This window comes from Brevundimonas sp. (genome assembly GCF_044239655.1).
Taxonomy (GTDB): domain Bacteria; phylum Pseudomonadota; class Alphaproteobacteria; order Caulobacterales; family Caulobacteraceae; genus Brevundimonas.
In genome coordinates this window covers 44,272-54,357 of record NZ_JBIIAY010000005.1, presented here as the reverse complement: position 1 = coordinate 54,357, position 10,086 = coordinate 44,272, and the positions used below count along the sequence as shown (strand labels likewise).

7 protein-coding genes are annotated in these 10,086 nt (G+C 66.7%); 4 read left to right on the top strand and 3 right to left on the bottom strand.

Going from position 1 to position 10,086, the window contains the following annotated elements:
• Both ACILQR_RS01645 and ACILQR_RS01640 read left to right on the top strand, forming a co-directional pair.
• A partial coding sequence (locus ACILQR_RS01645; protein ID WP_395649783.1) for a sulfotransferase family protein occupies positions 1-567 on the top strand: 567 nt, incomplete at its 5' end.
• A 10-nt stretch (positions 568-577) separates the two neighbouring features.
• Complete coding sequence (locus ACILQR_RS01640; RefSeq protein WP_395649782.1) at positions 578-1,966, top strand: DUF1254 domain-containing protein; 1,389 nt, start codon at positions 578-580, stop codon at positions 1,964-1,966.
• 3 nt (positions 1,967-1,969) lie between these two features.
• Here the strand turns inward: ACILQR_RS01640 and ACILQR_RS01635 are convergent, their stop codons facing one another.
• Positions 1,970-2,821: an SDR family NAD(P)-dependent oxidoreductase gene (locus ACILQR_RS01635; RefSeq protein WP_395649781.1), complete on the bottom strand. Its 852-nt coding sequence runs from the start codon at positions 2,819-2,821 to the stop codon at positions 1,970-1,972.
• Positions 2,822-3,061: 240 nt separating this feature from the next.
• Between ACILQR_RS01635 and ACILQR_RS01630 the strand changes: the two genes are divergently transcribed.
• Positions 3,062-5,389 (top strand): TonB-dependent receptor, encoded by a 2,328-nt coding sequence (locus ACILQR_RS01630; RefSeq protein WP_395649780.1) that lies wholly within the window; start codon positions 3,062-3,064, stop codon positions 5,387-5,389.
• A 72-nt stretch (positions 5,390-5,461) separates the two neighbouring features.
• The gene (locus ACILQR_RS01625) at positions 5,462-7,762 is read left to right on the top strand and encodes an arylsulfatase (RefSeq protein ID WP_395649779.1); all 2,301 of its coding nucleotides are present in this window, start codon (positions 5,462-5,464) and stop codon (positions 7,760-7,762) included.
• 15 nt (positions 7,763-7,777) lie between these two features.
• Here the strand turns inward: ACILQR_RS01625 and ACILQR_RS01620 are convergent, their stop codons facing one another.
• Both ACILQR_RS01620 and ACILQR_RS01615 read right to left on the bottom strand, forming a co-directional pair.
• Positions 7,778-8,986 (bottom strand): acyl-CoA dehydrogenase family protein, encoded by a 1,209-nt coding sequence (locus ACILQR_RS01620; protein WP_395649778.1) that lies wholly within the window; start codon positions 8,984-8,986, stop codon positions 7,778-7,780.
• Complete coding sequence (locus ACILQR_RS01615; RefSeq protein ID WP_395649777.1) at positions 8,983-10,077, bottom strand: acyl-CoA dehydrogenase family protein; 1,095 nt, start codon at positions 10,075-10,077, stop codon at positions 8,983-8,985. The genes ACILQR_RS01620 and ACILQR_RS01615 overlap by 4 nt, the downstream gene beginning before the upstream one ends.
• Positions 10,078-10,086 lie beyond the last annotated feature (9 nt).

The following is a 10,086-nucleotide window of genomic DNA, read 5'->3' as shown; positions in this document are numbered from 1 at the left end:
TATCGCTATTTCCGCAAGGTGCTGCAGACGCTGCAATGGCTGCGCGGCGGCGAGCGATGGGTGCTGAAGGCGCCGCAGCATCTGGAGCAGCTCAAGCCCCTGCTGGCCGTGTTCCCGGACGCGATCTTGGTGCAGACGCATCGCGATCCGGTTCCGGCGATCATCTCCCTGGCCAGCCTGACCACCTATGGCGGGCGGCGTTATTTCGATCATCCGAACCCCCACGCCGTAGGCTTTGACATGGCCGCGATCGTCGAGCGGTTGTTGAAGAAGGGTGTCGAGGATCGGCCTGAAGACGATTCCCGGTTCGTCGATATTCAGTTCACCGACCTGCTGGCTGAGCCCCTGGCCTGTGTGCAGCGCATCTATGCCGCGGCGGGCGACACGCTGAGCGCCGAAGCGCAAGGCGCGATGCAGGCGTGGATCGACGATAACCGGCAGGGAAAGCATGGGGGCCACGACTATGCGGCGGAGGACTTTGGTCTCGATGTCGGCGATCTGCGCCGCCGCATGGCCTTTTATCAGCAACGCTACGCTATACCGGTCGACCGCCGGTTCGCGGGCTGAGGAGAGCGCTGTGACCGCCGCCCTGGACCCCACCCTGACCCCGGCAGAACTTACGTCCATCGCGGAGGAGGCCTATCTCTTCGCCTATCCGATGATGATCGCCTATGGCTTCTTCCATCGCCAGACCATGGGGCCGGATGCGCCGGAGAAGCAGGCGATCGGGCGGTTCACCCATTTCCGGACCCTGGGCAGTCCGACGCTGAACAACACCATTCCGTGGATCAATACCGACACCCTGTATTCGGCCGTCTGGCTGGACCTGAGGCGCGAGCCGATGGTGCTGGGCGTGCCCGCGTTCGAGCCGCACCGGTTCCAGAACGTCCAGGCCGCCGACTGGTACACGATGAATTTCTTCACCCGGGGCACGCGGGACGTCGGCAACGGTGCCCGGCGCTATCTGCTCGCCGGGCCGGGGTGGAGCGGTGCAAAGCCGGACGGGGTGGACGAGGTGGTCGTCGCCGACAGCTGGATCATCAAACTGTTCACACGGATCATCGTCGAGGGGCCAGGTGATGAGCCGGCGATCCATGCCCTGCAAGACCAGTATCGCCTCGACCCGCTGAGCCGGTATCGGGGTGTCGAGCCGCCGCCGGCATCAGACGCTGCGGACTTCCCCGCCCCTCCCGCGTCGGGCATGCGGGGTCGCGGCTTCTTCGAACAGCCGACGCCGGATTTCATCGGCACGCTGAACCATCTGATGACCCAGGCGGCGATCCAGCCGGACGAGGCGGCCCTGTTCGAGCGGTTCTCGCGCATCGGTGTGGAGCCGGGCGCGGCGTTCGACGTCGCGGCCCTGACGCCCGACCAGGCCGCCGCGATCCAGGCCGGGATCGACGCGGGGCTGGCGCGTATCGAGCACCGGCTCGCCAATATCGACACCCCGATCAACGGCTGGACCTATCCGCTGGATCTGCGCGGTGGGCGGGATCGGCTGACCGGCAGCCCGGCCGCCTATCTGGCGCGAGCGGTGGGCGCCAAATACGCGATCTGGGGGCCGGGCGCCGAGGAGGTGGTCTATATGGTCGCCGAGATCGATGTAGACGGGGCGCGGGTGGACGGCGCGGATGCGGCCTACGAGATCACCTTCTACGCGGCGCCGCCGGTGTCGGGATTCTGGTCCTATACCATCTATGACGCCGCGACCCGGCTGCTCGTGCCGCATCCGTCAGGTCGCTACAAGCGGGGGGACCGGGACGCCGATATCCGTCGAAACGCCGAGGGCGGCTTCACCTTGCTCTTGCAGAACGCCACGCCACCGGCCGATCGTCTCGGTGACTGGCTGCCGATACCGGCGGGGCCGTTTCAGGTGGTGGGGCGGCTGTACGGGCCATCGCTGGAACTGCGAAACAAGACCTATGCGCCGCCGCCCCTGCGCCGGGTCGCTGTCGACTCCGTCTGACGTTCAGTCGGGATAGGCGGTCGATTCCGCCAGTTCGACATGCTGGTCGTAATCCGCGAGCCGAGCCCGAATCGCATCCTTCACATATTTCCGTCCGTCCGCGCCCAGCGCCATATGGACCGGCGGCGTGTCCATATCGGCGAGGGCCAGGATGACCAGGGCACCGCGCGCCGGATCGTTCTGGGCCGGGGCCTTGGGCCGCTCCATCGATTCACGCATATAGGCGGTCGTGCGGGCATAGTCGGGCAGGGGGTTGGCCGCCCAGCCCATGCTGCCGGAGCCGAAGTTGGTGCGAAAGCCGCCGGGTTCGACCACGGTGACCCGGATGTTGAAGGGGGCCAGTTCCTTCGACAGCGCTTGACTGAGGCCCGCCACGGCGAATTTCGAGGCCGAATACATCCCCATGCTGGGAAAGCCCCTCGCGCTGGCGACCGAACCGATGTTGATGATCGATCCGCCGCCGCGTGACTTCAGATGCGGGATCGCCGCCTTCACCACGCGGAATACGCCGAAGAAGTTGGTGTCCATCTGGCGCCCGGCCTCGGCCTCGGTCAGCTCCTCGACCGCACCGACCAGGCCGTAGCCGGCGTTGTTGACTATCACATCCAGGCCTCCGGTCAGCGCGACGGCCTTGTCGACTGCACCGGGCACGACCGCGGATTCGGTGACGTCGAGGGCGATGGCATGAGCCCGGCCCGGCGCGAGGGCCTCGAAGGCGGCGAACTGATCAGGCTTGCGCAGGGTGCCGACCACCGTGTCGCCTCGGGCCAGGGCGGCCTCGGCGATGGCCCGCCCCAGGCCGCTGGAGACGCCGGTCACGAACCAGGATTTGGCCAAGGCCTTGGATGGGGTCATCGGTCGATCTCACAGATGGCGCGCGAATGAATTCGGCACGGATCAGGGTCTCGACTACAGAGCGGGGCGTCCAGCCAGGCGCAGTCCGCCGACCTGCATATCGCCATGGCGATCAGGCGGGCGGTCCAATAGTCACGAGCGCCGCCATGGATATGGTGTCGCCATGAGAGCGCGCCGACAGAGCGTGCCTCGAACCATCCAGATCGCTGGATGGCCAACAATAGGGAAGGGGAACCTCTGATGGGTATTCGCAGGAATTGGCGTCTGGCTGCGTGCGTCACGACGGCCTTGTGCAGCCTGCCGGCTGTGACGCAGGCTCAGACCGCGCCTCAGTCCAGCCCGGAGCCGGCCGCCAACGTCGACGACGTCATCGTCACCGCCCGTCGCCGTGACGAACGCCTCCAGGACGTGCCGCTGGCCGTCTCGGTGGTCACACCACAGGCGCTGGCGCGCGCCAACATTACCGACGTCATCGCCCTGCAAACCCAGGCCCCGGCCCTGGTCATCACGCCCGGCCTGGGCGCCAACCGCAGCATCCCGACGTTCAGCATTCGCGGTCAGAGCCAGCAGGAACTGACCATCCTGGCCGACCCGTCCGTGTCCCTTTACATCGGCGATATCGTCGCCCCGCGCTCGCAGGGTGCGAACGGTGCCCTGTTCGACCTGGCCTCGGTCCAGGTGCTGAAGGGGCCCCAAGGCACCCTGTTCGGGCGCAACTCCACCGGCGGTATCGTCCAGTTGACGCCCAACCTTCCGACCAATGAGTTTGGCGGCCATCTCGGCGTCACCGTCGGCAACTTCGGCACCCTCAACACCGAGGCGGTCGTCAACATGCCGCTGACCGAGACCCTGGCCGCCCGTATCGCGGTGACCAACAACACCGGCGACGGGTTCCTCTACGACGAGCTGCGCGGCACCAACGTCAACTATACCGACAATCAGGCCCTGCGCGCCTCGCTGCGCTGGACGCCGACCGACCGGCTCATGAACGTCCTCGTGGTCGACGCCTACCATTCCAACGAAGGCGGTTCGGGCTCGTTCATCCGCAACGTCAATCCGGCGGGCTCGTTCAACTCGGCCGCTGCCCGCGCGGCGCGCAACTATCCGACACTGGAATCGATGCTGGCCAGCCAGGTTGCACGCGGCAACCGCCGGACGGCCAGCGGCACCCCGGCCTTCTCGCGGGTCGACAGCCTGACGATCGCCGACACCGTTACCTATCAGCTTACCGACCAGATCACGCTGAAGAACATCGGCGGCTTCCGCTCGGTGACCTCGCATAGCTATGAGGACACCGACGGCCTGCCGATCCCGCTGCTGGAAATCGAGCGCAAGTTCGAGCAGCACCAGTATTCGGACGAGCTTCAACTGCTCGGTGACATGGGGAACTTCAACTGGATCGCGGGCGCCTTTTACTTCTGGGAAGAGGGCTCGGATCAGGGCCTCAGCGTCACCGGCGGGACGGATCCCGGCAATGTCCAGCCGACGCGGGTCATCGCCTATCCCGCCTATTCCAACACCTGGGTGACGTCGCAGAACACCAGCTACGCCGTGTTCGCCCAGGGTACCTATGAGTTCGGCTCTGTTCCGGGCCTGTCACTGACCGCCGGCATCCGTCAGAACTGGGACAGCCGTCACGCCCTGGTCAAGAACCGGACCCAGGCCGCCTGTCGCTTCACCGTCGATGCCGACGGCAATCCCGCGACGGCGGAAGTCGCCGTTACCAGCCTGGCCAACTGCCGCCTGCCGCTTGACGTGGACTACAGCGAACCGACCTACAACCTCAGCCTCGACTACAAGTTCGGCGACAACAAACTGGTCTATCTGGCCACGCGCCACGGATACCGGACCGGGGGCTTCGGCGCCCGCGCCGCGACCGAGGCGGGTCTTCGCCGCACCTTCGAACCCGAGATCGTCGACGATATCGAAGGCGGCGTGAAGGCCGACTGGCGGTTCGACAACGGTGCCTTCCTGCGCACCAACGTCGCGCTCTACTACAGCGCCTACAAGGACATCCAGCGTCTGCTGACCGATCCCACGACCATCCCGATCACGACGGTGACGGTCAACGCCCAGGAAGCCAATGTGAAGGGTGGCGAGTTCGAGTTCACCTTCCGCCCCAACAGCCTGCTCGAATTCTCCGGCTTCTGGTCCTACACCGACGCTCAGTTCGACGAGTTCATCGCACCGGGAAACGTCAATCTGACGGCCAACCCCTTCGCACGGACGCCCAAGAACATCTGGAGCCTGTCGGCGCGCATCTCACCCGAGATTCCGTCCAGCATGGGCGAGCTGTCGTTCGGCGCGAGCTATTTCCACTCGGACGAGTTCTTCGCTAACGACACGCCGACCGTGTTCAACGATGTCCAGGCATATGACCTGCTGAACCTCAATGCAGAATGGTCGAACGTCTACGGCACGCCGGTCACTCTGGCCGCCTTCGTCAGCAATGCGCTCGACGAGGAATACAGCTTCTCGATGCTCAACATCTACACCTCGCTGGGCTTCGAGAGCCGCACGCCTGGCACGCCCCGCACCTACGGGATCCGCCTGAAGTACGACTTCTGATTTCTGGCTGAGATCTGATCTTTTGGGGGCGGGGTCCGGTCGGGTCTCGCCCCTTTTTGTTGGAGTATCCGAATGTCCAGAACAGCCCCCTCGCGCCGGACCCTGTTGTCCACCCTCGGTCTGGCCGGGGTTGCCGGAAGCACGGCCGGAATGGCCGGTCCGGTCGAGGCCTCGACTCCACACGGTCAGGTCGAAGCGGCTCCGGCCGGAGCGCCTAACATCATCGTCGTCCTCCTGGACGACCTCGGCTATTCGGATCTGGATTGCTACGGCGGCGAGATCGGGACGCCGCATATCGATGCGATGGCCCGCGAAGGCGCTCAGTACACGAACTTCCACACGACCGGGGTCTGTTCGGCGACGCGAGTCGCGCTGCTGACCGGTCTGAACCACCATTCGGCCGGGATGGGCTGGCTGGCCGACGCCGACAACGGCACGCCCGGCTATCGCGGCGACATGACCCATGCGGCCCCGACGATCGCCGAGCATTTCCATGCGCGGGGCTGGAGCACCTATCACATCGGCAAATGGCACGTGAACTCGGTCAAGACCGACGCCAACCTGGGGGATCCCGCCAACTGGCCGCTGCAACGCGGGTTCGACCGCGCCTACTGGTTCCATGGACACTCGTCGGATTACTTCCGGCCGGCCGAGTTCCGCGAAGGCAACTCCGTCATCGAGATCGAGGCGAGGGACGACTACTACGTCACGGACGACCTCACCGACCGGGCCATCGCAGACATTCGCCGCCATCAGGCCATGTCGCCGGACACGCCGTTCCTGATGTACCTCGCCCACGCCGCGCCGCATTCGCCGTTGCAGTCGCGCGCCGAGGATATGACCGCCGTCCGGGGGCGCTACGACGCCGGCTGGGACGCTGTTCGCCGCGAGAGGCTGGACCGTCAGAAGGCTTCGGGGGTCGCACCGTCAGGCGCGGTCCTGCCCGAGCGCGACGCCAATGTGCCGGAGTGGAGCACCCTTCCGCCCGAACAGCAGGCCCTGCATGCGCGGTATATGGAGGCCTATGCCGGGGTCGTGCGCCGCATCGACTGGAACATGGGTCGGCTGATGAAGGCCCTGAAGGATCTGCAACTCGACGAAAACACCATCGTCGCCATCATGTCGGACAACGGGGGATCGCCGGACGCCGGGCCGAACGGATCGCCGAACCTGCTGGCCGGTGGAGCGGGCGGGGTGACGCCCACCCAGGCGCACGCGATGATCGACGAGATCGGCGGCCGGGATACTTGCGTCGCCTATTCGACCGGCTGGGCCATGGCGTCCTGCACGCCGTTCCGGATGTACAAGCACCACACCTTCGGCGGTGGCGTGGCCGACCCACTGATCGTGCGCTGGCCCAAGGGCGTGAAGGCGCCGGGCGAGCTCAGGCGCCAGTACCTGCACGTCATCGACCTGATTCCGACCCTGATGGACGCTGCCGGGATCGTTCCTCTGACGACCACGCCCGCCGGCGCGCGGGCCAAGCCGATCGAGGGATTGAGCGTCGCCGCCACCCTGAGCGATCCCGCAGCGCCGACCGTTCGGCGCGAGCAGTATTTCGAGATGGAGGGCAAACGTGCCTATCACGCCGACGGCTGGGAGATCGTCTCGTCGCGCCAGTACGGACAGCCTCTCGACGTCGATCGGTGGGAGCTGTTCGACGTCTCCACCGACTATAACCAGACCACCGACGTCTCGGCCGAACACCCTGACAAGCTGAGCGAGCTGGACCGAAAATGGTGGGCGGCGGCGCGGCACTATCAGGTCCTGCCCATGGATCTGCGCACCACGGCCGAGCGCTATTTCACCAGTATGTCCGAGGGCGGTGGCCGCTCGCGCTGGGATATCGTGCCGCCGATGGAACGGCTGCTGGCCCATGGGGCACCGGCGCTTTTTGGGCGGTCCCACGTCATCGAGGTGAGGTTGGCACCCGGCGGTGTCGGCGACGGGGTTCTGGTCGCCTATGGCAATATGTTCCTGGGTTGCGCCCTCTATGTGAAGGACGGCCGGCTGATCTACGAAGCCCAGGCCCGGCCGCATCGCTATGCCATCGAGATGAGCGTTGCCTTGCCGAAGGACGCACGCGTTATCCGGCTGGAATGCAGGATGCGTCAGAGACCCTTCATCGGCCGTCTGACGCTGTCGGTGGATGACGTCGTCGTGGGCGAGATCGCCGAGCGTCGCCTGATCTTCGGCAGACCGTACCAGGGGCTGGAGGTCGGACGGAACGGCGGCGTGCCGGTCAGCCTGGCCTATTCGGATGCGTTTCCGTACCAGGGCAGGATCGAAGGCGTGACCGTGACGCTCGACACCTCAGTCTATTCCCCGGAGGAACAGGACTCGCTCAGGGCCATGTTCTCGGGGCGGCGCTGAGCGCCGGATCCGTCGTCAGGCCTTCGCGACCTTGTCGGGGCGATAGTCCTGGGGCAGGCCCAGGATGCGTTCGGCGACGGTGTTGAGCAGCATCTCGTCGGTGCCGCCGGCGATGCGCAGGGTCGGCTGGTCCATCCAGGACATGGCGAAGTCCGTCTTGGGCCGGGGGTGAGACGCGGCGTCGAAACGCAGGCCACCGGGACCCAGCAGGTCCAGCGCACAGACCGCGACCTCGCGGCGACCCCGACTACCGACCAGCTTGTGGATCGAGCCCTCGGGACCCGGCTCGCGACCAGCGGCCAGTTCCATCACCGACTTCTCGTGGATCGAGGACAGCGATTGCTGGACGGCCCAGTTGCGGGCGATGACCGCGCGGACCCGGCCGTCCTCGGTCGCCGGACGGCCGTTGATCGCGGTGTCTCGCGCGATCGCGATCAGGGCCTCGAGCGGCGGCCCGAAGCCGGTCTCGTCCGAGGCGGCCGTATAGCGCTCGATCATCAGGGTCTCGACCGCCAGGCGGAAGCCGGCACCGATCTCGCCCAGCCGCCAGGCGTCGGGGATGCGGACGTCGTCGAAGAAGACCTCGTTGAACTCTTCGGCCCCGTGCAGTTGCTTGATCGGGCGAACGGTGACGCCCGGCGCCTTCAGGTCGACGAAGAAATAGGTCAGGCCGCGATGTTTGGGCGCGTCCGGGTCGCTGCGGGCGACGATGACGCCATAGTCGGAATACTGGGCGAAGGTGGTCCAGACCTTCTGGCCCGACAGGATCCAGTCGTCGCCGTCGCGGGTCGCCCGCGTCCGCACCGCCGCCAGGTCCGACCCGGTCGAGGGTTCGGAAAACAGCTGGGACCAGATCTGTTCGCCGCGCAGGGCGGCTGGCACGAACCGCGCCTTCTGCTCGGGGGTGGCGTAGCGCAGCATCATCGGGATCGGCATCGACAGGCTGATCACGAAATAGGGGGAGGGGAAGCCGCGCGCGGACTCCTCCTCGACGAAGATCACCTGTTCCAGTTGGCCCAGGCCTGCGCCGCCGTACTCGGTCGGGAAGGTGATGCCGGCGAAGCCTGCCGCTTGCTTCGTGGCCTGCCAGCGCCGGGCCAGGGCGATGTCTTCGTCGAGCGACAGGCCGTTGCGGGCGGCCTGACCGAACTCGGCGAGGTGGGGCTCCATGAAGGCGATGGCGCGGGCGCGGAAGGCTTCGAGTTCGGGCGAGAAGGTGCTCATGCCGCTGCTCCGATGACACGGCCCGCGACGACGTCCTGCCAGGCGGCGGGGGCACCGAGCTCCAGCGCCAGCGCCCGGCTGCGGCGATAGAAGAGGTGCAGGTCGTGTTCCCAGGTGATGCCGATCGCGCCGTGGGTCTGGATCGCCTCGCGAGCGGCGAACTCGGCCGCATCGATGGCCATCAGGCGGGCGGCACCGGCCAGGGCAATCAGGTCGGGGGTGCCGTCGCGCACGGCCAGGACGGCGCGCAGGGTCGCGCCTCGGGCCAGTTCGTTGGTGACATACATCTCGGCGATCCGGTGCTTGATCGCCTGGAACTTTCCGATCGGCTGGCCGAAGGCCTCGCGCTCGTTGGCGAAGGTGCGGGCGCGGTCGAGACAGGCTTCGGCGATCCCCAGTTGCTCGAAGGCGACGATAACGGCGACCCGGGCCATCAGATCGAGCGAGGCCGCGCCAGCATCGGCCCCATTCAGGACGATCGCCGGTGCCCCGTCAAAGGTCAGGTCGGCGTAACCCCTGGAGTTGTCGAAGGTCTGGACGGCGGTGCGGCGCGTGGAGGCATCCAGTTCGATCAGCACGAGCGCGTCCGAACCCTCCGGCGTGCGCGCGAGTGTGACAAGCAACCCGGCCTGAAGCCCCGCCGCCACCGGACCGATCGCGCCGGTCAATCGACCTTCGGCCAGGGTCGGCAGGGCACCGCTTTCCATCGCGGTCGTCAGCCAGATCGCACCGATCACGGACCCGTCGGCCAGACCGGGCAGATGGGCCGACTTCAGGTCGTCGGTCCCATGCAGTCGCAGGGCCTCGGCGACGCCAAAACCCGTCGTCAGGAAGGGCGCGCCGACGGCGAAACGCCCGGCCATCTGGGCGGTCAGACCCAGCTCGATCGGGCCGAGGCCCAGGCCGCCGTGATCCTCTTCGATGGCGATACCGGTCCACCCCATCTCGGCGCAGGTGGACCAGAAGGCATCGTCGACGGCACCGGTCGTTTCCAGCAGGTCGCGCAGCCGCTCAGGCGAGAAACCGGCCGAGAGAACGCGCTCGGCCTCCTGCACGATCTGTCGGTGGTCATCGTCGAACAGGAAGGCCATGGGCGGACC